Raw genomic sequence first — 26731 nt, 5'->3', positions numbered from 1 at the left:
GCGATTGCCTACCATGATCAGAAGACTTTACCGGCTAGGGTGTGTTCTTTGTCTATTTTTTTTGCTCGGATACTTATTCGTTAGCTCTCCCTTCCTAGTTCCGGCGATCGCCCAAAGTTCTCTAGGAGCAGCAAATCCTTTACCACAGCCATCCATCACGCCTCAACCGCTGCCATCGAATCTTCCTTTTCCCCGTCCTTATCCCGTCATGCTAGATGGGGAAACAGTCTTCAACTTTTTCGGTGATATTCCTGGGATTCCAGTGGCACCAAGGGTTAAACGAGTTATCAAGAATTTAGAAAACGTAGCTAAGGACTATAGCTTATCTCCTGATGATATTCGTCTTTTTTCAGTGGAAGGAGTACGAATTATCGGTACAGAAACAGATGCCATTGTCTCGTTTATTAACGCTGACGCAAAAGCAGCTAATTTGCCCTTGGATAAGCTGGCTCAGGATCGACTACAGGATATTCGCAATGCCATTATTCAATATCGTGAACGTCGTAAACCGAGTCGTTTGCTTTGGGGAACAATCGAAGCGATCGCTGTAACAATCGTGGTCTTATTGATTTTTCGATTTTTAGGGTTTTTATTTCCACAAATCTATCAGGCCATTAATCAGCGTCGAGAGATTCTTTTTCGTCCTCTTCATATTCAACGGTGGCAAATCTTATCGGCAGAGCAGGAAGCCGGAATTTTTTTTACTGGATTACGAGTATTTCGCTGGGCAATTATTCTCAGTATTTTATATTTTTATATTCCTCTCGTTCTTAGCTTTTTTCCTTTAACAGAACGCTTGGCAAAGAAAGTTTTAGCCTCTTTTTACCAAGCAATTAATACTGTTTGGTCAGCGTTTGTTGGTTATTTACCGAATTTATTTGTTCTTTTATTAGTTGTCTTTCTTGCTTATTATACCGTTCGTCTCTGTCGTCCCTTTTTTAAAGCCCTTGAAAACCAGACTATTCATCTACGGGGATTCTATCCTGAATGGGCTCAACCAACCTATAAGCTTGTAGTTTTTCTGGTCATAGCGATGGCAGCAGCAATTATTTTTCCCTATTTGCCGGGGTTTGATTCGCCTGCTTTTCAAGGAATTTCTCTGTTAATTGGGGCCTTGGTAACGGTTGGAGGAGCCAGTACAATTGCGAATCTTTTGGGGGGTTATATTATGATTTATACCCGTGCTTTTCAATTAGGCGATCGCATTTCGGTAGATAGCTACACGGGAATTGTAATTGAGAAAACCATTCTTTCAACACGAATTTGTACTCCTAACAATGAAATTGTCACCATTCCCAACTCTAGTATTGTGGCTAGTAGTATCATCAATTATTCCGCCAGCCTCAGAGATATTCAAAAACCCCTTGTACTTCATACAACGGTGACGCTCGGTTACGATCTTCCCTGGCGTAAAGTTCATGAAACCCTGATTAATGCGGCCCTAGCCACCCAGGATATTTTAGAAGAGCCAGCCCCCTGTGTTTGGCAGACAAGTTTGGATGATTTCTATGTCAGTTACGAACTACGGGCTTCTACGGCTCAAGCCATTCGTATTAAGGAAATTTATGCGGAACTACACCAAAATATTCAGGATAAATGTAATGAAGTCGGGATTGAAATTATGTCTCCCCATTACACCGCCCTTAGGGATGGCAATCAAAGTACAATGCCTGAAAATTATCTTGAATCTGATTATCAAGCTCCTGGGTTTCGAGTTCAACCCCTTAATTCGATTATTAACAATATTCTGCCTCAACCTAAAGGCGATCGCTCTCCCCATCAACCTTTGGATTCCTAGGGAGAGAATATTCTCTATTTATTCTTAATAAATAAGCGATCGCCCTATGCAAGTTAGCAGATTTAGTCAGGAGTTGGGTTAATGGTAAATTTCGGGTCTCCTCGTCAATCCCTTAATAAGGCATTTTTGAAAGTTAATCCTGTTGGCAATGAGGTTAATCATTTTGTCCAGAATTTGCTTGCTTTGCTGGGAAATATTCAGGAGTCAGAAAGTGAGGAGTTTCACAAGAATCTGATTAGTGATTTTTTGAAGAAAAGCTATTATGATTCTCGGTATTTTATTAATACTAAAGCTCGTTACGATTTAGTTATTCATACGGGCAAAGATAGCAGTAGTGCGGTCGGTGTGATTCTGGAATTGAAGAGTCCGACCAATAAGACAGAAATGCCTAAACCAGAACAGCTTAACGGTAAGGCTTTACAACAATTACTGTTCTATTTTTTGCAGGAACGGGTGACAGGTAAAAATCTTGAGCTTAAGCATCTTATTATCACCAATTGCTATGAGTGGTTTGTGTTTGATGCTCACGAGTTTGAACGCTGTTTTGCGAATGATAAAGTTTTGCTTAAAACCTTTGAAGAGTTTATGGCGGGGGGATTAACGGGAACTCGAACTGACTTTTTTTATCAGAATATTGCTAAACCAGCGATCGCCCAGGTGATTGATCGCGTTAAGTTCACGCATTTTGATTTGCGGGATCTGGAGAATCTGGATTTAATTGATCTGTATAAGTTTCTTACGCCAGAGCATTTGCTCAAGTTGCCTTTTGTTAATGATAGCAATAGTTTAAATAAGCCTTTTTATAATGAGTTGCTGTATATCATTGGTTTGACGGAAGTTAAGGATAAGGGCAAGAAGTTAATTGGACGGGTGAAGGAAGGCGATCGCCAAGCTGGTTCTTTAATTGAGAATGCGATTAGTCGTTTGGAGAGTTTGGGTAAGTTGTCGCGCTTGTCTAAGCCTGAAGAGTTTGGTGATACGGATGAGGAGAGGCTTTTTAATGTGGCATTGCGGTTGTCGATTAATTGGATTAATCGCATTTTGTTTTTGAAGTTATTGGAAGCGCAGTTAATTAAATATCATCAAGGCGATCTAGATTCTATTCGTGAATTTGCATTTTTGAACTTAGAAAAAGTCAAAAGTTATAATGATCTTGATGGACTGTTCTTTGATATTTTAGCGAAAGAAGAAAATAAAAGAGAAAAAGATGTTAAAGATACTTTTGCAAATATACCTTATCTAAATAGCTCATTATTTGAGCTACTAGAGATTGAGCATGAAACAATTTTAATGGGTAATCTCAAAGATCGCGCTTTGCCTATTTTTGGAGCAACTGTTTTAAAAGATAGCAATGGCAATAGACGATCAGGGAATATAAATACTTTGAAGTATTTATTTGAGTTTTTGAGTGCTTACAGATTTGATCGGGATGAGTCTGAAGATTCACAAGAGGACAGTGAGAAGTTAATTAATGCGTCAGTTTTAGGTTTGATTTTTGAAAAGATTAATGGTTATAAGGATGGTTCTTTTTATACGCCGAGTTTCATTACGATGTATATGTGCCGCGAGACGATACGGCGGGCGGTGGTGCAGAAGTTTAATGAGGTGAAGGGCTGGAATTGTGAGAAAATCAGGGATTTGCATGGAAGAATTGAAGATAAAATGGAGGCAAATGCAATTATCAATAGTCTCAAGATTTGCGATCCTGCGGTGGGTTCGGGACATTTCTTGGTTTCAGCTTTGAATGAAATGATTGCGATTAAGAGCGAGTTACGGGTTTTATTAGATAAAGAGGGTATGTCGTTAAGGGATTATCGAGTGGAGGTACGGAATGATAAGTTATTAGTCTATGATGATGAGGGGAAGTTATTTGATTATCGTCCTAATAATGCGGAAAGACAACGAGTACAGGAGACATTATTTCATGAGAAGCAGACAATTATTGAGGGTTGTTTGTTTGGGGTAGATATTAATCCCAATTCGGTAAATATTTGTCGTTTGCGGTTGTGGATTGAGCTTTTAAAACACGCTTATTATCGGGTTGATGGGAAGCTGGAAACTTTGCCAAATATTGACATCAATATTAAAGAAGGAAATTCTCTAATTAGTCAATTTGGTATAGATGTCGATTTGAAATTGATCTTATTTCAGCAGAAAAACCAATCACTGATAAATGAATACAAAAACACAGTAAAAAGTTATTTTAGTGCTACAGTCTCTATAGAAAAGCACAATATTAGAAATAACATGAAAAAGCAAAAGGCGAATTTGAAAAATTGTCTAAAACAAACCCATAAAGAATCCAAAAAATTAAAAAGCCTGCGTAAGAAGCTAGAAGATATGATGCAACAATCAACGCTTCCAGTTATCGATCCCAATGAGGTTGCCAAAGATATTACCAAATTAAGATCTGAAATTAAGAAACTGGAACAAGTGGAGAAAGAGAAGACTGCTCAAAAAGACGAAATATACAGCAATACTTTTGAATGGCGATTTGAATTTCCTCAAGTTTTAAATGACGATAGTGACTTTGTCGGATTTGATGTTGTAATTGGTAATCCGCCTTATATCCGTCAAGAGGAAATTAAAGAATTGAAACCATTCCTAGAACGAAATTATCAGTGTTATACGGGTGTTGCGGATTTATTTGTTTATTTCTATGAGTTGGGCTTAAACTTATTAAAGCCAAATGGTCATCTAACATATATTTCTTCTAATAAATATTTTCGGGCTGGCTATGGTGAGAAATTACGCCAGTTTTTGACGGATTCAACAACTATTTATAACTTAATTGATTTTGGGGATTATCCTGTTTTTGAAGAGGCTATAGCCTATCCAAGTATCATCACTTTAAGTAAAGCCAAACCTGAAAATAATCAAGTACAAGCTTTGTCATGGGATGAAGCTAAAAAACAAGATATTGCGCAGTTTGCAACAATATTAGAGCAAGACGGTTTAAGGATTTTACAAGCAAATTTAAAGCCTGACGGTTGGCGTTTAGAATCTTCTCAAAACTTTGATTTATTAACTAAATTACGAAATATTGGCAGACCTTTAGGAGAGCATGTAAATGGTGCATTATATTATGGAATTAAGACAGGATTAAATGAGGCTTTTGTTATTGATCGCGCAACCCGTGACAGATTAATTAATGAGCATCCTTCGTCATCAAAAGTAATTAAACCTTTGTTACGTGGTCGTGATGTTAAAAGATGGTGTGTTGATTATCAAGATTTATATTTAATTTTTACAAGACGAGGGATTAATATTAAAAATTATCCAGCAATTGAAAAATATCTTAGTCAATATAGAGATCGACTAACTGCTGGCGTAGAAGGAGGACGTAAAGCTGGTAGTTATGAATGGTATGAAATTCAAGATAATGTTGCGTACTGGCAAGAATTTGAAAAATCTAAAATTGTTTGGGGCAATCTAGCAACCTCACCTCAATTCGCTCTTGCTCCAGTTAATTCGTATGTTTGCGCTCCTGCTAATTTAATTGTTTCAGAAAATAATAATTATTTGTTAGCAATTCTAAATTCTAAAGCAGCTCAATATGTAATATCTCAAAATGCCGCGTTAAGACAAGGAGGATTTCTTGAGTTCAAACCAATTTATGTTTCTCAGGTTACCATTCCTGCCGCAACCGAATCACAACGTACAGCAATGGAAAAACTTGTGCAGAAATGTCTTGATGCTAAAAAAGGCGATCCTAAAGCTGATACGAACGAATTAGAACAGGCGATCAATGCTTTAGTTTATCAACTTTATGGCTTGACAGAAGAAGAGATTAAAATAGTAGAAGGGGAGAGGTGACAAAGAAAAATCACTCAAATCAAAAACCTGAACTCTGAGAAATACAAATTCTGGTTAGACAGAGCTAAAGGCTATCTTCGGCGATCGCCCGAAAAAACTATCTTTCCGTTTTCTTTACTGTTAGGGCTTAGAATCATTAATGATGGCCTATTTTGAAAAGGAAATAATGGTTTTTAACGTGACTCCCACTAAAATGCAGAACCTACTATTTCGAGCTTTTCGGAAATATCATCGTACTCTGGCAATTATTCTTTGCTTACCGTTGCTCCTAACGGTTATTACTGGGATGCTTTATACTATTCTGGTAGAGTGGTTGGCAATGGGGGATGCGGCAGAATTACTATTGGGATTGCATACCTTAGAAATTATCCATCTAGATAAATTCTATCCAGTACTGAATGGCTTAGGACTAGTGGGATTACTGGTGACAGGGATGACAATGACCAATCTTTTCAAAAAACGTCCTGCCATTAATCGAAATCCAGAATAGATTTTAGGGACTTTTCCCTCTTTTTTCGTTCGGTTTGCATCTTGCCTTCTTGGCAATAAATCGGATTTTGTCAGCTTAAATCAACGGGCAAATCAGGCCAGACTTTTTTGTATTTACCAAAACTTAGAAACCCCAGGACATTGACAGTATGAATCGTCGCAAATTTGTTACTTTCGTTGCTATTAGTGGCGCGATCGCCTACTCCACTCAATTTTTAACCAATCTACCTCTGATCGGAACTCAGGTTGCCCAAGCTGATACGGAAAAAAACGAAACCCTGAAAAATCTGCAAGCTGCCTACAATGGAGAAAGTAACGCCCACCATCGTTATCTTGCCTTTGCCAAAAAAGCGGATCAAGAAGGCTATAAACAAGTCGCCATTCTTTTTCGGGCCGCCGCCACTGCCGAAGCTATCCATGCGTCTAATCATGGAGTCGTCATTCGGCAAATGGGGGGAACACCCACGGCTAAAATAGAAACCCCAACGGTGGGCACCACTAAAGCTAATCTAGAAGCTGCGATCGCTGGCGAATCCTACGAACGGGACAAAATGTATCCTGAATTTATCCAACAGGCTCAAAAGGCAGGTAATAACGCAGCAGTCAAAACCTTAGACTATGCCCAGGAATCAGAAGCCGAACACGCTAAATATTACCGTCAGGCTGTTGATAACCTGGAAACTTGGAAGGACGTTAGCTTAAGCTTTTATGTCTGTCCTGAATGTGGTTATACTACTAGCGTTCTAAATTTTGAAGATTGTCCTGAATGTGACACGGATAAAGGACTATTTCTCCAAATTAGCTAGGCAAATTGGCTTATCATAATAGCTTGCCTTTATTCAACCTCGGACTCTTAAGGATATTAAACCCATGAATCGTCGTGAATTTGTCACCCTAGCCGGTGTGGGCGGTGCGATCGCTTGTCTGCCAGAAATTGTTAGTGCGGAAACGGCCAACTTTGTCGCGGTGGGAACCGTTAAAGAATTAGATAAAACGGGGAAATTGTTGGTAAAAGACACGCCCGTCGGCAAAGTTCTGATCATTAAAAATCCGAGTGGCAAGGGTCTGACTGCTGTTAATCCCTCCTGTCCCCATAAAGGTTGTACGGTGGATTGGAAGGCAGAGGAAAAAAGTTTTGTTTGCCCCTGTCACGATGCCACTTTTAGTAGTACTGGGGCTGTAACTGAAGGGCCGGCCAAAAAAGCTCTGAAGACTTATCAAACGAAGGTTTCTGGTGACACTATTTTGGTGAAAGCTTAAGACTAGTTCGTACTCTGATCCGCATTTTAGGGGGTGAGTTATACCGCTTTACTGAGTGATCGCTGTCATTCACCCCTCTGAAAACAATTAACGTTAACATGGGACATTGAACCAAGAGAAACTCTGAATCTTTGTAACCATGACTCTGAGCCAAGACCAACGCCAGGATTCAATGACCACCTTACCCAGTTGGTTAAAACGGCCAATCGGGAGAGCGAGTGAACTTTCTACTGTCCAACAAATTATTAAACAGCGTCAGATCCATACTATTTGTGAAGAGGGACGTTGTCCAAATCGAGGTGAATGTTATTCCCAAAAAACAGCGACTTTTTTGTTAATGGGGCCAGTTTGCACCCGTGCCTGTGGCTTTTGTCAGGTGGATAAGGGTCATGCCCCTATGCCATTGGATGTGGATGAACCTCAAAAAGTGGCTGAGTCGGTCAAACTGTTAGGACTACGTTATGTGGTTTTAACTTCAGTGACCAGGGATGATCTGGCCGATGGCGGCGCGGCTTGGTTTGTAAAAGTGATGGAAGCAGTACGTTATGAAAATCCAGAGACTCAGATTGAGGTCTTAACTCCCGATTTTTGGGGTGGAGTGGGTCGAGAAGAGAGTCAACGATCGCGGGTTTTGACAGTCGCTAAGGCCCAGCCTGTTTGCTATAACCACAATATAGAAACGGTAGAACGGTTACAGGGTAAAGTGCGTCGGGGAGCTAAGTATGAGCGATCGCTGTCGGTACTGCGTTGGGTAAAGGCATTTGCTCCTCAGATTGCCACGAAATCAGGGTTAATGTTAGGTCATGGGGAAACCTGGGCAGAAATTATCCAGACTATGCAGGATTTGAGAGCTATCCATTGCGATCGCCTGACCCTGGGTCAATATATGCAACCCTCTTTAGAACATTTACCTGTGCAGAAATATTGGACACCCGCAGAGTTTGAGGAATTGGGAGCCATCGCCCGTTCTTTGGGATTTAGTCAGGTGCGATCGGGGCCCTTGGTGCGTAGTTCCTATCATGCCGGTGAAAATTAATGGGGATTGAGTTTATCGCAATTTTCATACAACTGAGCTATTCACTGATGAAAAATGCGGCAGAGATTGAATCCTTTACAAAGGAGTTAGAACAAAGACAATGGTTGCTAATTTTAGGGAATCTTTTTTGACGGTTGAAGAATATTTAAGCTGGGAAGAAGTGCAAGCGATCCGCCATGAATATATTAACGGGGTGGTTTATGCGATGGCAGGCGGAACGTTACCCCATAATGATATTGCGGTGAATTTAACGACTGCTTTACGGGGTTTTTTACGGGAAAAGGGCTGTAAGGTGAGAATGTCGGATGCTAAGGTGCAAATTTCGGAAAAGGGGCCGTTTTTTTATCCTGATGTGGTGGTGAGTTGCAATGAGCAGGATCGGCGATCGCGTCAGGTGATTTGTTTTCCTGTGTTAATTGTGGAGGTGTTGTCACCTAGTACAGCAGCCTTTGATCGGGGAGATAAGTTTCGTTATTATCGGCGGTTAGAGAGTTTACAGGAATATGTGTTGATTGATTCGGAAAAGGTGAGCGTTGATTGTTATCGGCGCATGAATAGGGGAAAGTGGGAGTTAACGAGTTATCCAGAGGAGGGAGTTAGTAAAGAAAATCCTGATATTTTGGAGTTAAGCAGTGTTGATTTTCGATGTCCACTATCGTTGATCTATGAGGATGTGGAGTTGTTACCATTGATGCCTAATGAAGATACACTAAATTAAGTATTAATTTAATTAAGTCATATACTTTTTGAATTATTGTTATTTTTTTATACTTATTGCGTTTTGAAAAATTTGGGGTTTCTATCGAAGTTGAGAGGTTTACAAAGCTTACAAGCTCAAGATTTCAGTCGCAGGGAGTAAAAATCAAACTAACAAAAACTCAAACCTCCTTTTTAGGAGAACTCTCTTTCTGCCCCCCTTTTTAAGGGGGGTTGGGGGGATCGCCTTCCGGCAAGGCTTTCACTAATTTTTGTCTAACAGATCATTTTTCAAGGGGTTGGGGGGATTTATTTCTTCAATAATCTCACAAACTTCTTCAAAATTATCCAATACATCCTGATTTGTGAATCTAATTATTTGCAAACCATAACCTTTTAATTTTTCGCTTCTAGCCTGATCATAAATTATTGCATCATCGGTAAAATGACTATCGCCATCAATTTCAATAACTAATTTTAAACTAGGGCAATAAAAATCAACAATAAAGTGATCTATCGGTCTTTGTTTTAAGACTCTATATTTGAAGTTTTTGAGGTAATTTTTCCATAGTTTTTGTTCGGCAATGGTCATGTTTTTACGGAGATATTTAGCTCTTTCTACTAATTGCGGATTGTAAGGAAGATGAAAGTCTGTGTCGTTAAGATTGTTCATTTTTCTTCTGTTTGAAAGGTTTGATCCCCCCTAACCCCCCTTAAAAAGGGGGGAACTGGAGTATGGGGTGGGAATTGAAGATTGGGGATTTGGAGACCAAACTTCTACTTCATCAAACATCGGACTTGGAGACTAAGCCCCTACAGGAACACGGATAGTCTATGTGTACCATGTTGATTCTCAAAAATCCAGGCAAAAGGGCAAAGGCAATCATGGAGAGAAGGAAAGAGCAAGCCGAAAACCGTAGTGATTGCGCCGAATGTCCGCAAGGTCCCTGCTCCGATACGCCGAGCGACAGAACCCCGCATTGACGTACCAAGAACCGCCACGCAGTAGATGACGGACTTCATTACTACCTGACCATATAGCGTTACCATTGTTTTTGATGTTCCATGGTTTATTGGCATAACTATCGTGCCAATGATCTTCACACCATTCCCACACATTGCCACTCATATCATATAAACCCCAGGCATTTAGCTTTTTGAGTCCGACTGGATGGGTTTTTGCACCTGAGTTTTCATTAAACCAAGCATATTCTCCTAGCTGGTTTTTATCATCCCCAAAATAATAACGGGTTTGACTCCCCGCCCGACAGGCATATTCCCATTCCGCCTCAGTAGGGAGACGATATTTTTTTCTTGTTAGTTGATTTAGCTTTTCACAAAACTTCTGAATATCATTCCAAGTAACCTGTTCGACAGGATGTTTCGGGTTTGATTTCTGTCCTAAAAAACCAGCTTTAAACTTTGAGGGATTATTCCCCATTATCGCCTGATATTGTTCCTGAGTGACAGGATATTTACCTAGATAAAACTCTTTTAAAATGACTTTATGAGGTGGTTCTTCATTGTTGTATTCATTTGACCCCATGATAAAACTACCTGCTGGAATTTTAATCAGTTCTAATTTAATTCCCCCAGGTAAAGTCTCTGTTAATAGTTGAAGGCTTGGAGAAACTTGTATTCGAGACGTTGCAGGAACCGCAATAACGGGAGTTGATTGTTGAATTTGCGTCACTTTTTGGGGAGGAGTGGCAGGAACCGAAATAACTGGCGTTGATGGTTGAATTTGTGTCACCTTTTGTGGATTCGGTGAAATGCCTAAATCTCCTAACACTTCTCCAACTTCCTGATAACGTTTCTTTGTGCCAAAAATAACCAATTTATCTAAAATATTCGCTAAATTATTTTTGACTGGATTGTTAACTAAATAATCACGCCAGCACCATTCATGCTCGCCAATGTCAAACAACTCAAAAGGCGAAATTCCTGTCAATAAATACAGACAAGTCACCCCCAAACTATACAAATCACTGGCATTAACTGCCTTACCATTCATCTGTTCTGGGGCCACATATTCCGCCGAACCGATTACCGTTCCCGTCACCGAACGATTGGCTGGAGTGATCGCTTTAGCCGCTCCAAAATCCACTAAAGCTAACTTATTATCCTGCTTTCTACGAATAATATTCTCTGGTTTAATATCCCGATGAATCACTCCTCTTTGATGAATAAAACCCAAAACAGGCAATAAATCCATTAACAAAGCCCGAATTTTAGCCTCATTAAAAACCCCCAGACTTTTTAACTCCTGCTCCAGGTTTTCCCCTTCAATATATTCCTGTACCAAATATTGACGCTGATCCTCATGGATAAAATAGGCCAATAACTCTGGAATCTGAGGATGTTTCCCCAACTCATCCAATCGCTTGGCTTCTTCTGCAAATAACTCTGCTGCTTTTTGTAAGGCTCCCGTTCCCTGACTCTGGGGAAAAAACTGCTTAATCACACAACGAGGTTTCGATGGCTTATCATGATCGATCGCCAAAAAAGTTTTACCAAAGCCGCCTTGCCCAATCAGTTTAAGAGCTTGATAACGGTCTTTGAGCCAAAGCTTCTGTCCGCACTTCTGACAAAAACGGTGGGTTTCAGCATTAACCACCAAACAATCAGGATTTAAACATTGAGTCGCCATAGAATCATTGATCAGGATTCTTGTATGTTAATTAGATACTACCCAAAGCAGCAATTCTCAGTTTTAGACACAGCAAGGCTTTTAGGGATTTAAAGAACATTTCAAAGGGGGTTTTGGGGGCAATTCTACACGTACTACTGTGCCTAAAAGCCGGAAGACTCGTAAAATGAACTTGTTAATCCCGTTGAACTTTACCCCATATTACGCGAACTAAAACCTGAAACCCTTGTTACAGCGCAAATTTAGAATTGCTGTAATGCGATTAAATAATGGATTGTTGACATCCTCACCGCGCTGAAGCGACGATAAACTGGCAAATTTCATTGCTCATGGCTAACTTATGAATTACCCCGTCAGAAATAAAGTCTCGATATTACTAGTTGTTTTACTCACTATTATTTCCTTTGAGCTTTATGCTTGTGCTCAGAGTCCTAATCCCCAAAGTCCTAATGGTAGTATAAGGGAAAGGATTCGAGAACGGATTCGGGAGCGTATGCAAGAGGGATCTCAACCGCAAAATGGGCAGTTATCGCCTTCTCAAGGAGTTAGAAATGGTGGCGATAGTGGTTTACAAACGGGCAGTGTCACGTCTGGGGGAATGACCCGCAATTATTTTATTTTTGTACCGAGTTCCTATCGTGCAGGGCAAGCTGTTCCCTTAGTTTTAGGATTTCATGGCGGTGGAATTGGTAGTGGCAAAGGATTTGCGAGGACGACCTCTTTTAATCAATTAGCAGAACAAGAAAAATTTATTGTTGTTTATCCCAGTGGGATTGACGGCCAATGGAATGATGGCCGTGGAACGCCTAAACTACATCCCCATATTAGTGATGTGGACTTCATATCCGCGTTACTGGATCAGTTAGAGAAGGATTATTCTATTGATAGCCGCCGGATTTACGCGACCGGGATTTCCAATGGCGGCTTTTTTACCCAACGGTTGGCCTGCGAATTATCCAATCGCATTGCGGCTTTCGCTCCCGTTGCGGCTAGTATGGCTGCTCCTTTATCCAAGACCTGCAATCCTCCCAAACCGGTGTCTATTTTGATGATTAATAGTCCTGATGATCAATTTATTCCCTGGAAAGGAGGACAAATGACAAAAGGGGCTGGGGGACAAATTTTATCGATCGCCAATGCAGTGCAATTCTGGCAAAAACACAATGGTTGCCGTGCTAATCCCCAGGAGAAAACTCTCACGCCTTTAGATCAAGCTGATCCCACTCAAGTGACTTTAGAAAGTTATATGGGCTGCCGTAATGGTTCTGAAGTTTTGCTCTACACTATTCAGGGGGGAGGCCATACCTGGCCTAACGGCGATCGCCAACCTAAATTTTTGTTGGGTGTGACCAGTCGCAACTTAACCGCAACGAATACCGTTTGGAACTTCTTCAAGCGTCATAGTCTTTAAACTTTAAACCAGGGCGCGATCGGCCCAGTTGGAAAGTATTATCATCCTAGTGATAGCCAAGCCTTTGAGCCAGTTCTACGACTTCAGGAATAAAGCCCTTATCATCAGTACGCCACGCCAAGGTTCCCTCTAAGGAACTAGGTTTAACATAACGTTGTTTAAAATAGGGAGAGTTGAGAAAATTAGGATCATTGCCCATCGTCGTCCCATAGGGGCCAGGGCAAGCAAATGGAGATTCATCGGGATTGAGAATAGCCTCATAGGCTGCTTCTGTCCAGCTAAAACCTAACCATTGGCAAATTTTCTCAAAATAAACAGGAGGATCATTGAGCAGATCCTCGCCTCGGAGAAACATTTGCTGTTCCGATGGGACAGTAGAAAGAAATTTTAGAATACGATTCTGGGTTGCATACCAAGCAAATTGAGGATCTAACGTGGGGGGATCGGTGGTGTAATCATAGGATTTAGAGGCAACGGCCATAAATCCATCTCCCGTATTCATAATGGATAAACCCTGAGTACGAGGATGGCGAACCAGATGGATAAAATAGGCGTTTGGAAAAACTCGATAGAGACGTTCCATCACTTCTATGTCTAGGGCATAGGCCGGACTCTTATCAATAATACGTAGAGGTGCAACCTGACAACAAAGCTTCTTATAAACCTCTCCCGTACTCCATTTAAGGTGGGCGAGAACCCAACGGCGGGCCATATCAATGGACATGATCGTTTGCTCCCCAGAATAGAGGTGGGCAACAGTTCGTAAGAGTCCATGTTGTTGAAACTGACGAATATTGCTAAACCGCCCCATTAAGGCTTCTAGGGTGTCACAAACTAATAGGTTTAACTCTGGAACCCCGTAAGCCTCTGGATGTTGTCCCAACATGGCACAAATTAGAGAGGTAAATGATCGAGGATTCGCGAGAATAAAAACAGGTGATTTAACGTTGTTTTTTGTATCCAAATTGTTTTATCCCAAAAATTAGCTTTATGTCCTAGCTCAACAAATTGATCCGCTAAGGGGAATCACGTCTTTAATCATTGCGGCTAAAGTATACCTCGCACGGTGATAATTTGCGTTTTTTAGTTCAGCCCCCCTAGCCCCCCAAGTTTTGGGGGAACCATTCTCTATTTATCGGTTTCAAAGTCCCCCAGCATTGGGGGATTCAGGGGGCGAAAATCTCAATCCATGACCGTGCCAAGTATAACATAACTTAAGAAAAGTCGTCATCTTATAGAAGTAATAGCCAATATTGTATAAGAATAATATTACATTGTCCTTAGTTTCAGATTGATTGTCAAAAGCCATATACGTAAAATTTCGGAGCGATTGACAATTGTATAAAATTAACACCTCTAAAGTTTGTAATGCTATATGTAGTGGTGTTTATTGTGAACGAAGTGAAATCACTATCAGGGACTTTTTTAAAAAAAATACTATCTACCAGACTTCATCAATGGGAAATGACTGCTATAGTGATTGAAACCATTACCCTCAATCCATTATTCAGAAAGTAGCATGACTAGTGCAAATGATCGTCTTTCTGACGACGAAATTCAGTTTTTTCACGAAAATGGATTTGCTGGCCCTTTTCAGCTTTGTTCGCCGGAAGAGATGGCAGGTTATCGTCCTGAATTTTACAATAACGTATTAGGACAAGTCTCTCCACTCTATGGCTTTGAAACCGTTCGGGATTGGCATCTTTGTTCTCCTACAATCCATAAACTCGTTACCCATCCAGCGATCGCTAATCGTCTGACCCAGCTATTAGGCCCAGACATTCTGATTTGGCGTTCTGATCTATTTCCGAAACCCCCTGGCGCGCCGGAAACCGTTTGGCATTAAGCCAACTTATTTAAAGAATTTGTTGATGTGGCCATTTTGGATGCTCCAGATGCCAACGATCTGTTCCAATTAACAGTTTGGATCGCGATTGACGATAGCATGGTAGAGAACGGCTGTATGCAATTTTTGCCAGGAACTCACAAGGTTAAATTGGGAGACTTGGTTGATAAGTACGGTAAGGTTCTCGAAGGAGGAGGAAAGGAAGATATCGATCAAGCACCGCAGTAAAGATGCCTTTGAGCATAAAAAAGAGGGCTTTTTTGGATATGGCGTTGATCTCAAAACGACTATTGACCCGGATAAGGTAGTGAATTGTCCTTGTAAGGCGGGAGAATTTTTCATTTTTACTCAACGGACATTACACGCATCTTTACCTAACGTTAGTGACAGACCTCGCCTTGGACTGAACTTTCGTGCTATTAAAACCGATGTCAAGGCCTATTCCCATTATCTCGCTGACGCTAAAATAGAACATTATGGCAAAGTCTTCAGTCTAGAAAAATGGGGCTGTGTTTTACTCGCGGGCGAAGACAATTTTCATTACAATAAGATGGCAGACCTCAGCCTTCTCAAACAAGAGCTACAACCGGCCTAGCCCCTTTCCTATCTAGGGAGGTTACTACGGTCTAATATCCTGGGAAGCTCATAGAATAGGACTTACGCAAATACACTTAAACCTAGCCAGCAATCACAGGATAATACGGCTATTGATAGTGTTTATTTTTATTAGGGGCGTAAGTTCTCTTTTGCGTTAGGGAACCAAACGATTGGTCTTGGCTAAGTAGCTGGTTGCAATTAAATATAAAACGTGGGATGGGCATCCTGCCCGTTCACAGGCTAGAAGCCTGTTCCACCATCTAACAATTAATTAAGCCCACTTACTTATCTTGTTTTTTTGCCATTATTGACGACGATGACGTCGGACTTGCTCACTTAAACGATATTTCAGATGGGAAAGTAATCGTTAATAATAGGGAGAGTTAAGCGCAACTTATCCTGCTAGGAGTCGCCACCCTTGTTCACCCACTTTTTCGATCAACTTTCTGTTATGGCTAGGTGCATTTCCTAGTGATGTTATTAACAGACTCACTGCTCCTGGATTATAAACGCTGCCAACGGCGTGCCTATTTGAATCTCTATGGAGATATACAAGATCGCAATCCAGAGCGAGATTTCCTGTTCAAGCTGCGAAAAGAGAGCCAAAAACATATTGCCGCAGTGTTAAGTGACTATTATCCTTCCTACCAGGAACCACACACACCAAAAAGACAATGGCAAGAACGGAGCCAGGAAACGATGGCATTGATGGGGCTGGGAGTGGAGTGTATTTATAATGGTTGTTTAAGCTATGCCTTCCCTTCTTCTGAACCATCCCAGCACCCTTTGGTTCTCTTGGGACATCCTCATCTTTTAGTAAAGCAATCAGGTTTTTCGCGGTGGGGGAATTGGTTCTATTTGCCGGTTAGTATTCAGTTAGGTCGCCGACCAAAGCCAGAGTATAAAATCATTGCAGCCTTCTATGGAGAACTTTTGGAACTCTGCCAGGGGCGATCGCCGTCCTATGCGGAAATTATTTTACGTCGTCACAATACCTATCGAGTGGATTTAGAAGAATGGCGACCCCGACTTCAGGAAACCCTAGGCAATTTTATTCAAACCCTTATTCAACAGCAAGAACCTGAAGTTTTTATCTCTCGTCAACGTTGTAGTCTTTGCCATTGGCATAGTCATTGTTATGGAATTGCCCAATCTCAACAGCATTTATCCTTAGTGCCTGGTGTTACGCCTAGTCGCTATGAATCGTTGCAGTCCCTAGGGGTTATGAACATTCAGGCTCTAGCTAATGTTTCCGTGGCTGAGATAGAGGAGGTTTTGGGCAAATCCCTGGCGTTCCAACTTCAACGCCAAACCTTTTCTTTAATGGAAAACCAACCTTTGCGGCATGATAAAAAAATAATCGATTCCCTTCCCCAGTCCGCGATTGAACTATATTTTGACATTGAGGCCGAGCCAGAGCGTAATTTAGATTATTTACTAGGGATTGTGGTGGTCAATCATAAAACGGGGCAGGAAGATTTCTATGGTTTTTTTGCTGATCAGCCCGAAATGGAACAAAATATCTGGCAAGATTTTCTGGATTTGGTGAATCGTTATCCCTTGGCCCCTATTTTTCATTTTTCAGAATATGAAGTAGAAACCATTAAACGTTTAGCCCAACTCTATGGAACGTCGAAAAAGCAACAGGACGCATTACTCAGAAGGTGTTTTGATCTACACCGTTATGTGGTTAATACGGTAATCCTACCCGTCGAAAGTTATTCTCTCAAATCCTTGGCCAATTGGCTCGGTTTTCAATGGCGCGATCCTGATGCCAGTGGGGATCAATCGGTGTGTTGGTACGATCAGTGGTTACAAAGCGGCGATCGCCATTATCGGGAATTAATTCTGCGCTATAACGAAGATGATTGTCGAGCAACCTGGATCTTAAAGGATTGGTTAACAGAGTTTTTAATACCCGAAAGCTTAAAATAAGGGCTAGACTGAAAATAAGATTCAGTGCTGATAATTGGTGCTTTGCGATGAAAAATTCTTTTAAAAACCGCGCTCATACCCTTATTTTTAGTCATTTTCTAGAGCGGAGCTTGATAATAGTTCTGGTGGCAATGAGCCTATCCTGGCTTGTGACTCGTAATCCCCGTCAATCTGTGCTGTTAGGTTTACTCATGCTTCCGGCTAGTTATATCAGCGATCGCCTGAAAACCATACAGATAAAGCAACGTCAACAGAATGCTCAGACTAATTTAGCCAAAGAAATTCAGGGAATAGAAATTCGTCTGATGGACTTAGAAAATTATGAAGAACAAGTCTATCAAGCAATCAGTGCGGCTCAGAATTTTAATCATAGTTTAGAATCGGAAAATCAACGCTTGAGAACAGAGCGATTTGACTTAAGTGAGCAAATTTCCTCCTTACAAAATAAACGGCATGACCTTGTCCAAGATTGTGCTGAATTAAATCCTCAAAAAGAGGAATTACAAACCAAGCTTGATGAGCTTGATCGAAAAATTAAAGCGGCAAATAATCAGAAATCAGAAATTGAAAAAGAACTTTTAGAAAAAAGCTATAATCTAAAAGTTGTAGAGAATAGTTGTACCTTTATTCGTCAAGAATTAGAGCAGCTTAATCAAGACATATTAGAAAAAATGCAATATAAAGAGAATGTATGTCGTGCCATTAATGTTCTAGAACAACAAATTCAACATTCTATTTTGCAATCCCAAGATTTAACCCAAAAGGAACAAGCACTGCACTGTACATTAGCTTCTCTTTGAGAAGCAGAAAATTCCTTAACGGCAAGTTGTCAAACCTTGCAACAACGACTGGATTCTCTACGTCATGAAGAAATTACGCTGACCCATCTGCTTCAAGAAAAGCGAGAAGAAATGACTTCCATTGAAAACTGCTTAACCTATTTGTTCAATGAATATAATGTGCTACAGGATGAAGTCTCTGAAGGGCAATCTCAAATTTCTATACTCAATGAGCAAACTACCGTGATGAGTCATTAGGCATTTAATTAAACGCATTACTTCAATGCTCTACTTAAGAATAAACTACTTGATCAGATTTTTATGACCAATGTTATATTCTCAAAGCTCTCCCTGCTTAGATCATTTTCAAAGATTTTGGGGATGACGAACTCGATTAGCCTTAATATCTTGAGAATCAGGTAAGTGTTGGGAAGAAACTCTTCTCAATTCCATAAAATTGAGCTGGAATTTTGATATATTATTATGTATTAATTATTTCAAACTTTGGGCTGAATGATCAGCGTTAAGGGCAATGCTATTAGCGTTAATTCTAGTTTAGGAGAATCAGTAAACTGTGGATGCAATGGAATTTTTTCAAAAGAGTGCGGGTAATTGGCGATCGCAGCGCACCACCCATCATTTGGCTTTTCGTCGGGCTGAAATAGGAACTTCAGAGATTTTGGTTGAGGCCCTCGCGGCGGATCATCCTAAAGTAGTAGAAATTTGTCAGTTACATGAAGTGGATCCCAGTAGAGCGATCGGTGGAGCTTTTGTTCGCTGGGAAAGTTCAATGGCTTGGGACAAAGAAGACGAAAACCACGAGGGAACAACTGTTTTTGCCCTAATTCCCGATGCCGATAATCATCAACAGGGAATGCTTTTACGGGAAAGAGGTTATGCAGAAATTGTCCCCATTGCTGGCCGCTACCATCTTGATGAAGAAGAGGCCTTAGTGCTGGTGACAGACTACGAAACCATGACCACCATTGAACGTTTTTGGTTTGCCAGTCCCCATCTTCGGCTCAGAACTAGCACAGTACAGCGATTTGGGGGCTTTAACACCGCGACCTTTTGCACAGAAATGCGAGTCGAACAGCCTATTTTAACTCCTGATTCTGCTGGGGTTGACTATGACCAGATTAGCGGCTGGTAAGCAATGGTCAAATCCCACACCAGAAACCATCCCCAACAAACTTTAAGCTTTGTAATAAATTGTCACATTTAACGATGTTGAGGCCCTTGCTCCCTTATGATTTAGGATATCTTAATTTAAAGCTTTTCTAAGATTACGGAGGTTCTAACTTGGCTATTCCGCTTTTAGAGTACGGGCCCAAAAGCCAGAACGTGCGTGTAGCAGCATTTGAAGTGAAAGGAGATGAGCATTCTGTCATCTTCACAACCGAAAATCTGCTTTCGCCGTCCGATATGGGGAATTTAATCGAAGCTGCTTATCGTCAAATTTTCTTTCATGCCTTCAAATGCGATCGGGACGCGGTTCTCGAATCTCAACTTCGCAATGGACAGTTGACGGTACGGGACTTCATTCGGGGATTATTACTCTCCAAGACCTATCGTTCTAGCTTCTATGACAAAAACAGTAACTATCGCTTTGTTGAGCAAACCGTTCAACGGGTTTTAGGTCGGGACGTTTATAGTGAGCGGGAAAAAATCGCCTGGTCTATTGTTGTTGTTAATAAGGGTATTCAAGGTTTCGTTGATGAATTACTCAACACCGATGAATATTTAAGCAACTTTGGCTATGATACCGTACCCTATCAACGCCGCCGGAATCTTCCGGGCAGAGAAGCTGGTGAATTACCCTTTAATATCAAATCTCCCCGTTACGATGCTTACCATCGTCGTCAACTGGGCTTCCCCCAAATAGTTTGGCAAAACGAGGTTCGTCGTTTTATCCCTCAAGACAAAAAAGCAAAAGCTGGCGATCCGATTAATTTCTTAGGCATGGTTCGCAGTATCAATCCTACTGCTGCTGTCACTCCTAAAATCTCGGCTCTCAACATTGACATTGCTTCGTCGGTTCCCCGTCGTCGTTAAGTTGAGTGTCAGTGTTTGCTAAACGTGATTAGCATCGGGGGAAAGTTCTGATGGGCAAAGCGATTCTAGTTCAATCTGAGTTGTTTTGTGGATCGGTAGCTTTCCCCTGTTTTAGTTGGTGGGTTGGGATAGTTTGTTGAGAAGATGGCAACCGAATCATTAGTCTTTAACGTTGGATGTGTCAAAAAGTCCAAATTCCTGAAGGGCTGGGTAAAAATTAGCATTTTCATGATTAGAACAACTCAATTTAATCAAAGCAAAACGTTGACTCGGTGTGCATTGTTGCCAGTTAGCTAGGCTGAGATTTACGTCAAATTCGGCTGCTTTGCTTTGAACACTTTCGGGAATCATTGATGTTTCTAACCAGGCTGGCTGGGGATCCAGGGGAAGTTCACTGGCGGCGGCTCCGGTTTTGTCGATCAGTAGGGTTTGGAGTTTTTGATGATAGTCTTTGATCTCTGTGGGAGTGGAGCAGGGCCAATCCACTAAAAGCTGCCTTTCTGCGGGGGTTAAATGATGCCAGTGACTTAGCTTCAGTTTGATACCACAGGTGTCGAGTTTCATCCTGACCAGCATAGGAATACAGCGCAGGTTATCAACAAAATCCTGTTCAAATTGGAAAAAGGCTGAGTTCGTCATCGATATTGAGCAAGCAAAATAAAGGTAAAAATAAAGGCGATCGCCTTTCCAGAAACTTAAAGCAGCTTTCCGATAAAATGGAATTGTAATAAATTTTAACCTTTACATCCTAGTCCCTGTTTTATGATCAAGTCCTTTTTCAAGTTTGTCATGGTGTTTATAACCTTGTTCTGGTTCATTGTACCTGCATCAGCCTGGGCAGCAAGTTCTTCCTCCGTTACAGGGACGAGTTCAACCTTTGAGAATACTGTTTTGAAGGGAAAGGATTTTAAGGGACAGAACCTACAAACTTCCCAATTTACCAATGTGGATCTCTCTACAGCCGATTTTAGTCATGCGGATTTGCGAGGGGCTGTTTTTAATGCGGCCTCGTTGTTGAGAGCGAATTTACAAGGGGCTGATTTAACCAATGGTTTAGCCTATTTGACCAGTTTTAATGAGGCGGATTTACGGGATGCTGTGTTCACAGAAGCGATTATGATGAGAAGCACCTTTAAGAATGCTCAAATTACGGGAGCAGATTTTAGTTTAGCAGTGTTAGACACTGAGCAAGTTAGCCGACTGTGTGTGGTGGCAGAGGGAGTTAATTCTAAGACAGGGGTTAGTACTCGCGAATCTTTGGGTTGTTCCTAGATTCTTTCCTCATCTTTTTAGAAAACTAGCCAGGGTAAGGAACAACACTGGTATTGGGATGTAATACTTTTTTAAGAACAATAGAAAAAGAACATGATCAATCGGAAAGTGGGGGTGATTGGTGGCGGTCAATTAGCCTGGATGATGGCCCAAGAAGCTCCCCGTTTAAATCTTGATTTAATTGTCCAAACGCCCCATGCTAATGATCCGGCGATCGCCCTAGCTCAGGAAGTTATTTTAGCGGCGATCGATGATGTTGAAGCAACCACCCAATTGGCCCAGATCTGTGATGTCATTACTTTTGAGAATGAGTTTGTTAACTTAGCCGCCTTGCAAACTTTAGCGGAAAAGGGAGTGATTTTTCGTCCCAGTTTAAAGTCCCTTGCCCCGCTACTGGATAAGTATGAGCAACGCAGCTATTTAAACAGTATTGGCTTGCCGGTGCCGGCTTTCTGGAATTATGATCCGGCTCAACCGCTCCCCTTGGACTATCCTTTTGTCTTAAAAGCCCGTCGTCATGGCTACGATGGTCAGGGAACTTGTGTGGTAAGAACAGCAGCAGAGTTAGCGGCAATCTTGACAAAAATCCCAGCAAGCGGCTGGATGATAGAAGCCTTTGTTCCTTTTGAACGGGAATTGGCGGCGATCGCGGCCCGTAATCAAGCCGGGGAAATCGTCATTTATCCGATTGTGGAGACCTATCAAGAAAACCAGGTCTGTCGTTGGGTAAAGGCTCCAGCCGAGATTCCCTCGCTATTACAACTGGAAATTGAGCAGCAGATCCAAACGCTGTTAACAGAACTGCAAGTCATTGGTCTTTTTGGGGTGGAATTCTTTTTGACCTCAGAGGGACAAATTCTGATTAATGAGGTGGCTCCTCGTACCCACAATTCGGGACATTATAGTTTAGATGCCTGTGAAACCTCTCAATTCGCCATGCAGTTACAAGCCATTATGGATCTACCCTTGGGATCGCCCCGTCTCAAATGTCAACAGGCCGTGATGGTCAATTTGTTGGGGTATGAAGTTGCTGAGAGTGACTATGCCCAACAAAGAGCGCGATTAGCTGACTTACCTAACACTTACCTTCATTGGTATCAAAAACAAGAAGCCCGTCCGGGTCGGAAGTTGGGTCATGTTACGGTTTTGCTGGACGGCGATCGCCACTGCTTGTCAAAACAAGTTACCGAAGTCATAGAACAAATTAATGCAATCTGGTATCCTAGTTAGTATTTTAGTGCATAATTTACTGACAGGAATTGTATCCTATGACTACACCCGCTGTTAAAACTTCTCCAGAAATCTCTGACCCCATTCAACAAAAAATTCCTTGCTGTAAAATTTTCGTTGATTACATCTGACGCGAGCTCAAAAGCCCTATCGTACCGTTTCACAGGATAATCTATCAACGAATTATTTACAGGTAGAAATTGCTCACTCATGGATTTACTGATTGGTTAACGATAAAACAAGAACATTAATTTTCCCTGGGCTGACATTTTTTCAGGGCCGCGATCGCCTGTAATTTCACTGTTCCGAGCCTTAAAGGATGTCAACAGCAAGCAAATACAAGAGGGGAGCGAGGCTTAGAACTTCCAAACTCTGTGATAACAGTTCATGTAACAGAGCCTCTAAGGGAACAGAGTTGACAGTCTCTCGATCACAATCGGGACTCAGCCTCCTAAAATGGAGTTATTCTCTAGCCTAGCGGCAATTGCTCATGTTTTTTTTAGGGTTTGATCCGGGACGAGATAAGTGCGGTGTTGCCATTATGGAATGCGATCGCCAAATTCACTTCCATCAAGTTTTCACCTCAGAGACCGTTTTAGCCGAAATTCCTAAACTTTGTGAACAATTTCCGGTTGAACAGGTGGTAATGGGTAATCAAACGACTTCTAAACAGTGGAAAGAAAAGTTAGAAAGCATTTTATCAACCCAAATTACCGTGGCAATGGTGGATGAACGTAACAGTTCCGTCGAAGCCCGCGATCGCTATTGGCACATGTATCCGCCGAAGGGTTTAACCCGTCTTATTCCCAAAAGTTTGCGAGTGCCGCCTCGCCCCGTTGATGATATTGTGGCAATTTTATTAATTGAACGATACCTTAAAAATGGACAATGGACAATGGACAATGGATAATTAACAATTATTTTGGGTCGGAAAATTATCACCTAGAATAGGTAATCTAAGTAGATTAAATCTTTTGTTATAAAACGTTAAGCGACATCACCATATAATCTCAATGCGTGACCGCTTACTATTCACTATCAACTATCAACTATCAACTATCAATTATTCATTATCAATTATTATGAATTGGTGGCAGAAACTTCGACATAATTCTCTAGCTCGTTTAGGGGCCATAATTTTAATCATTTTTTATCTGATGGTGATGGCGGCAGATTTTGTCGCGCCCTACAATCCCTATCTTTCCCAAACAGATGGCTCTCTTCTACCGCCTACCACTATCTATTGGCGCAGTCCTCAAGGTCAATGGTTAGGGCCCCATGTCTATCCTGTTACCCAAAGTCCTACTAATCTTCAAACCGGCGATCGCCCCCTTAAAACAGATTATCAACAGCCTTCTCCTCTCGGTTTCTGGGTTACAGGGGATCCCTATCAACTCTTTCAACTTAAATTACCTTTACCGCCCCAGTTTAAAGAAGTAGAAATCTTTCAAGGTATTCGCTTTGATCGTCATTTATTTGGGACAAAGGGACAAGGTAAAATTAATCTGCTAGGAACTGATGAACAAGGCCGCGATCAGTTTAGTCGTCTTGTTCATGGCGGCAGAATTAGTTTATTCATTGGATTAGTGGGTATTGCTATTTCCTTTCCCTTGGGAATGATTGTTGGCGGTATTTCCGGTTATTTCGGCGGTTGGCTAGATGCCATTTTAATGCGTTTAGTAGAAGTGCTAATGACTATTCCAGGGATTTATCTATTGGTAGCTCTTGCAGCAGTTTTGCCCCCTGGATTAAGTAGTGCTCAACGCTTTTTATTAATTGTCTTAATCACCTCCTTTATTGGTTGGTCTGGATTAGCGAGGGTCATTCGGGGTCAAGTTTTATCCTTAAAAGAACAGGAATTTGTGCAAGCTGCCCAGGCAATGGGAGCAACCTCTGGACGGATTATTGTTCATCATATTTTACCCCAAACTGCTAGTTATATTATTATTTCTGCGACGTTAGCAGTACCAGGTTTTATTGTTTCAGAATCGGTTTTAAGCTTGATTGGTTTAGGTATTCAACAGCCCGATCCAAGTTGGGGAAATTTGTTATCTTTAGCAACTAATGCTTCCATTTTAGTCTTACAGCCTTGGTTAATCTGGCCACCGGCTCTCCTCATTATTATCACCGTTTTATGTTTTAATTTGTTAGGTGATGGTCTGCGGGATGCCCTTGATCCCCGTAGTTTAGAAAAGTAGAAAAGCAAAGATCTCTGGGTAATGTTCTAGACCGGTGGATCGTATTTCTAGAACGTAGTCATTCTATTCATTTTGATTTGTCTTATCCACAGATTCAGAACACTACCATTAATTCCTTCCATCGCCCCATTCGTTGTTCGACTTAAAAAGTAATTACAAATAGAGTCTAAATGACTCCGAATTGTGCTAATTAGGGCTTGCTGAAAAAAGCTGAAACCTTTACGGAGAAAAATAGTAGGCGAATTAAGAACCGCTAGAATGCACGAAAATAGGGTAGAATGCCTCAAAACCATTGCATTAAGAAGAGAGAAAGCAGATGTACCGAAAGCAACAGTACTCAATTGAAACACCAGAAAACTTGAAAAATCTGTTCGGCGGGCAGTTAGACGAAGAAAATCGTTGGATAGAAATGTCAAAAATGATTCTTTGGGAAGAATATGAGGAAGAATATGCAAAAAACTTCACAGAAAAAAAAGGAGCCCCAGCCAAATCATTTAGAATGGCATTAGGAGCATTAATTATCAAAGAAATTTCAGGAAAAAGTGACAGAGAAACAGTAGAACAAATAAAAGAGAACCCTTATTTACAGTACTTTATAGGAATGGAAAGCTATAGTAGCAAAGAAGCATTTAATGCGTCAATGATGGTTCATTTTCGTAAAAAAATAGGAATGGAATTAATAAATAAAATTAATAAAGAAATAGAAAAAAAAGCGACGGGTGTAGCGTCAGAAAAAAAAGAAAATGAAGGAAAGTTATTGTTAGATGCGACTTGTACACCAGCAGATATAAAATATCCAACGGATATAGGAATATTGAATGATGCCAGAGAAAAAACAGAAAAAATAATAGATAAGCTGTATGAAGAAATAAAAGAGAAAAGGAAAGAAAAGCCGAGGACTTATAGGGAAGTGGCAAGAAAAGAGTACTTAGCCATAGCAAAAAAACGTCGTGTGTCAAAAAAAGAAAGAAGAAAAGGAACAAAAAAACAACTAGGATATATAAAAAGAAACTTGTCTGATATAGAAAAAATGATAGAAGAGGGAGCAAAGTTAGAAAAACTAACGAAAAAAGAGCAAGAAGAGCTTGTAACGATAGGAAAAGTGTATGAGCAACAGTTAGAAATGTATGAAAAAAAGACAAATAAAGTAGAAAACAGAATTGTGAGTGTAAGCCAACCTCACGTGCGTCCAATAGTGCGTGGAAAAGCGGGAAAAGCAGTAGAGTTTGGAGCTAAAATATCGGCAAGTAATGTGAATGGCTTTGTCTTCTTAGACAAATTAAGTTGGGATAATTACAACGAATCGGGAGATTTACAAGCGCGAATAGAAGAATATAAAAGGGAAACAGGATGTTATCCGGAATCGGTTCATGTGGATAAAATCTATCGAACAAAAGCGAATCGAGCTTATTGTAAAGAAAGGGATATAAGAATGAGTGGTCCCCGATTGGGAAGACCGCCGAAAGAGGTGAGCAAAGAAAAAAAGAAAGAGGCACGCTCAGATGAAAGAGTGCGTAATGCCATTGAGGGTAAATTCGGACAGGGAAAGAGGAAATTTAGTCTTGGTCGAGTGATGGCCAAACTACCTGAGACCTCGGAAACGGTAATTGCGATGAACTTTTTGGTAATGAATCTTTCTACTCTACTTCAGAAGACAAAAAGT

Annotated in this window: 22 protein-coding genes and 2 pseudogenes; 20 read left to right on the top strand and 4 right to left on the bottom strand. The window is 40.9% G+C overall.

Annotation, left to right across the window (positions count from 1 at the left end):
- The first annotated feature begins 61 nt into the window (after nt 1-61).
- From KA717_33520 to KA717_33490, 7 genes are all read left to right on the top strand, one after another.
- Nucleotides 62-1798, top strand: a complete 1737-nt coding sequence (locus tag KA717_33520; GenBank protein UXE60419.1) for a mechanosensitive ion channel — start codon at nt 62-64, stop codon at nt 1796-1798.
- Nucleotides 1799-1879: 81 nt separating this feature from the next.
- On the top strand, nt 1880-5614 hold the full coding sequence (locus tag KA717_33515) for an Eco57I restriction-modification methylase domain-containing protein (protein UXE60418.1): 3735 nt from the start codon (nt 1880-1882) through the stop codon (nt 5612-5614).
- A 193-nt stretch (nt 5615-5807) separates the two neighbouring features.
- Entirely contained in the window at nt 5808-6104 is a 297-nt protein-coding gene (locus KA717_33510) for a peptidase (protein ID UXE60417.1), read from the top strand.
- Nucleotides 6105-6252: 148 nt separating this feature from the next.
- Nucleotides 6253-6909, top strand: a complete 657-nt coding sequence (locus KA717_33505) for a rubrerythrin family protein (GenBank protein UXE60416.1) — start codon at nt 6253-6255, stop codon at nt 6907-6909.
- Nucleotides 6910-6973: 64 nt separating this feature from the next.
- Nucleotides 6974-7363, top strand: a complete 390-nt coding sequence (locus KA717_33500; protein UXE60415.1) for a Rieske (2Fe-2S) protein — start codon at nt 6974-6976, stop codon at nt 7361-7363.
- Nucleotides 7364-7502: 139 nt separating this feature from the next.
- Entirely contained in the window at nt 7503-8399 is an 897-nt protein-coding gene (gene lipA, locus KA717_33495) for a lipoyl synthase (protein ID UXE60414.1), read from the top strand.
- 100 nt (nt 8400-8499) lie between these two features.
- On the top strand, nt 8500-9117 hold the full coding sequence (locus KA717_33490) for a Uma2 family endonuclease (GenBank protein ID UXE60413.1): 618 nt from the start codon (nt 8500-8502) through the stop codon (nt 9115-9117).
- A 243-nt stretch (nt 9118-9360) separates the two neighbouring features.
- Here the strand turns inward: KA717_33490 and KA717_33485 are convergent, their stop codons facing one another.
- Together KA717_33485 and KA717_33480 are read right to left on the bottom strand one after the other, a co-directional pair.
- On the bottom strand, nt 9361-9768 hold the full coding sequence (locus KA717_33485; GenBank protein ID UXE60412.1) for an endonuclease domain-containing protein: 408 nt from the start codon (nt 9766-9768) through the stop codon (nt 9361-9363).
- Between the two features lie 210 nt (nt 9769-9978).
- Nucleotides 9979-11745: a bifunctional serine/threonine-protein kinase/formylglycine-generating enzyme family protein gene (locus tag KA717_33480; protein ID UXE60411.1), complete on the bottom strand. Its 1767-nt coding sequence runs from the start codon at nt 11743-11745 to the stop codon at nt 9979-9981.
- Between the two features lie 340 nt (nt 11746-12085).
- Here KA717_33480 and KA717_33475 point away from each other — a divergent pair, with 340 nt between their 5' ends.
- Nucleotides 12086-13156, top strand: a complete 1071-nt coding sequence (locus tag KA717_33475) for a hypothetical protein (protein ID UXE60410.1) — start codon at nt 12086-12088, stop codon at nt 13154-13156.
- Between the two features lie 46 nt (nt 13157-13202).
- Here KA717_33475 and KA717_33470 read toward each other — a convergent pair whose 3' ends face one another.
- On the bottom strand, nt 13203-14120 hold the full coding sequence (locus KA717_33470) for a sulfotransferase (protein UXE60409.1): 918 nt from the start codon (nt 14118-14120) through the stop codon (nt 13203-13205).
- A 555-nt stretch (nt 14121-14675) separates the two neighbouring features.
- On the opposite strand from KA717_33470, the gene KA717_33465 reads away from it, so the two are divergent.
- From KA717_33465 to KA717_33435, 7 genes and pseudogenes are all read left to right on the top strand, one after another.
- Nucleotides 14676-15002: a phytanoyl-CoA dioxygenase family protein gene (locus KA717_33465; GenBank protein UXE60408.1), complete on the top strand. Its 327-nt coding sequence runs from the start codon at nt 14676-14678 to the stop codon at nt 15000-15002.
- A gap of 117 nt (nt 15003-15119) precedes the next feature.
- A pseudogene (locus tag KA717_33460) lies at nt 15120-15597 on the top strand (phytanoyl-CoA dioxygenase family protein).
- A gap of 476 nt (nt 15598-16073) precedes the next feature.
- Complete coding sequence (locus tag KA717_33455) at nt 16074-17534, top strand: TM0106 family RecB-like putative nuclease (protein ID UXE60407.1); 1461 nt, start codon at nt 16074-16076, stop codon at nt 17532-17534.
- 47 nt (nt 17535-17581) lie between these two features.
- Complete coding sequence (locus KA717_33450; GenBank protein UXE60406.1) at nt 17582-18334, top strand: hypothetical protein; 753 nt, start codon at nt 17582-17584, stop codon at nt 18332-18334.
- A gap of 36 nt (nt 18335-18370) precedes the next feature.
- Nucleotides 18371-18571 (top strand): hypothetical protein, encoded by a 201-nt coding sequence (locus KA717_33445; GenBank protein UXE60405.1) that lies wholly within the window; start codon nt 18371-18373, stop codon nt 18569-18571.
- Between the two features lie 316 nt (nt 18572-18887).
- On the top strand, nt 18888-19466 hold the full coding sequence (locus KA717_33440; protein UXE60404.1) for a phycobiliprotein lyase: 579 nt from the start codon (nt 18888-18890) through the stop codon (nt 19464-19466).
- Nucleotides 19467-19615: 149 nt separating this feature from the next.
- On the top strand, nt 19616-20368 hold the full coding sequence (locus KA717_33435; GenBank protein ID UXE60403.1) for a phycobilisome rod-core linker polypeptide: 753 nt from the start codon (nt 19616-19618) through the stop codon (nt 20366-20368).
- 159 nt (nt 20369-20527) lie between these two features.
- Here the strand turns inward: KA717_33435 and KA717_33430 are convergent, their stop codons facing one another.
- Complete coding sequence (locus KA717_33430) at nt 20528-21007, bottom strand: nitrate reductase associated protein (GenBank protein UXE60402.1); 480 nt, start codon at nt 21005-21007, stop codon at nt 20528-20530.
- Nucleotides 21008-21157: 150 nt separating this feature from the next.
- On the opposite strand from KA717_33430, the gene KA717_33425 reads away from it, so the two are divergent.
- The 5 genes and pseudogenes from KA717_33425 to KA717_33405 all read left to right on the top strand — a co-directional run bounded on the left by KA717_33425 (nt 21158) and on the right by KA717_33405 (nt 26722).
- Nucleotides 21158-21640 carry a pentapeptide repeat-containing protein gene (locus KA717_33425; GenBank protein ID UXE60401.1) on the top strand — a complete coding sequence of 161 codons (483 nt, stop codon included), beginning with the start codon at nt 21158-21160 and terminating at the stop codon, nt 21638-21640.
- A 93-nt stretch (nt 21641-21733) separates the two neighbouring features.
- The gene (locus KA717_33420; GenBank protein ID UXE60400.1) at nt 21734-22870 is read left to right on the top strand and encodes a 5-(carboxyamino)imidazole ribonucleotide synthase; all 1137 of its coding nucleotides are present in this window, start codon (nt 21734-21736) and stop codon (nt 22868-22870) included.
- Nucleotides 22871-23360: 490 nt separating this feature from the next.
- Nucleotides 23361-23780, top strand: coding sequence for a pre-16S rRNA-processing nuclease YqgF (locus KA717_33415; GenBank protein ID UXE60399.1), 420 nt, complete (start codon nt 23361-23363; stop codon nt 23778-23780).
- Nucleotides 23781-23952: 172 nt separating this feature from the next.
- Nucleotides 23953-25068: an ABC transporter permease gene (locus KA717_33410; GenBank protein UXE64856.1), complete on the top strand. Its 1116-nt coding sequence runs from the start codon at nt 23953-23955 to the stop codon at nt 25066-25068.
- Between the two features lie 316 nt (nt 25069-25384).
- Nucleotides 25385-26722, top strand: a pseudogene (locus tag KA717_33405) (IS5 family transposase).
- Nucleotides 26723-26731: the final 9 nt, after the last annotated feature.

The sequence above is a fragment of the Woronichinia naegeliana WA131 genome, assembly GCA_025370055.1.
Classification (GTDB): domain Bacteria; phylum Cyanobacteriota; class Cyanobacteriia; order Cyanobacteriales; family Microcystaceae; genus Woronichinia; species Woronichinia naegeliana.
Note: the sequence above shows the minus strand (reverse complement) of the source record. Positions and strands in the feature narration are given on the sequence as shown.

Bases quoted from the DNA above. Each gene is read 5' to 3' on its own strand.
- KA717_33515 (UXE60418.1), top strand. From the start codon at position 1,880: ATGGTAAATTTCGGGTCTCCTCGTCAATCCCTTAATAAGGCATTTTTG.
- KA717_33510 (UXE60417.1), top strand. From the start codon at position 5,808: ATGCAGAACCTACTATTTCGAGCTTTTCGGAAATATCATCGTACTCTG.
- KA717_33505 (UXE60416.1), top strand. From the start codon at position 6,253: ATGAATCGTCGCAAATTTGTTACTTTCGTTGCTATTAGTGGCGCGATC.
- KA717_33500 (UXE60415.1), top strand. From the start codon at position 6,974: ATGAATCGTCGTGAATTTGTCACCCTAGCCGGTGTGGGCGGTGCGATC.
- lipA (UXE60414.1), top strand. From the start codon at position 7,503: ATGACTCTGAGCCAAGACCAACGCCAGGATTCAATGACCACCTTACCC.
- KA717_33490 (UXE60413.1), top strand. From the start codon at position 8,500: ATGGTTGCTAATTTTAGGGAATCTTTTTTGACGGTTGAAGAATATTTA.
- KA717_33485 (UXE60412.1), bottom strand. From the start codon at position 9,768: ATGAACAATCTTAACGACACAGACTTTCATCTTCCTTACAATCCGCAA.
- KA717_33480 (UXE60411.1), bottom strand. From the start codon at position 11,745: ATGGCGACTCAATGTTTAAATCCTGATTGTTTGGTGGTTAATGCTGAA.
- KA717_33475 (UXE60410.1), top strand. From the start codon at position 12,086: ATGAATTACCCCGTCAGAAATAAAGTCTCGATATTACTAGTTGTTTTA.
- KA717_33465 (UXE60408.1), top strand. From the start codon at position 14,676: ATGACTAGTGCAAATGATCGTCTTTCTGACGACGAAATTCAGTTTTTT.
- KA717_33455 (UXE60407.1), top strand. From the start codon at position 16,074: ATGTTATTAACAGACTCACTGCTCCTGGATTATAAACGCTGCCAACGG.
- KA717_33450 (UXE60406.1), top strand. From the start codon at position 17,582: ATGAAAAATTCTTTTAAAAACCGCGCTCATACCCTTATTTTTAGTCAT.
- KA717_33430 (UXE60402.1), bottom strand. From the start codon at position 21,007: ATGACGAACTCAGCCTTTTTCCAATTTGAACAGGATTTTGTTGATAAC.
- KA717_33425 (UXE60401.1), top strand. From the start codon at position 21,158: ATGGTGTTTATAACCTTGTTCTGGTTCATTGTACCTGCATCAGCCTGG.
- KA717_33420 (UXE60400.1), top strand. From the start codon at position 21,734: ATGATCAATCGGAAAGTGGGGGTGATTGGTGGCGGTCAATTAGCCTGG.
- KA717_33415 (UXE60399.1), top strand. From the start codon at position 23,361: ATGTTTTTTTTAGGGTTTGATCCGGGACGAGATAAGTGCGGTGTTGCC.
- KA717_33410 (UXE64856.1), top strand. From the start codon at position 23,953: ATGAATTGGTGGCAGAAACTTCGACATAATTCTCTAGCTCGTTTAGGG.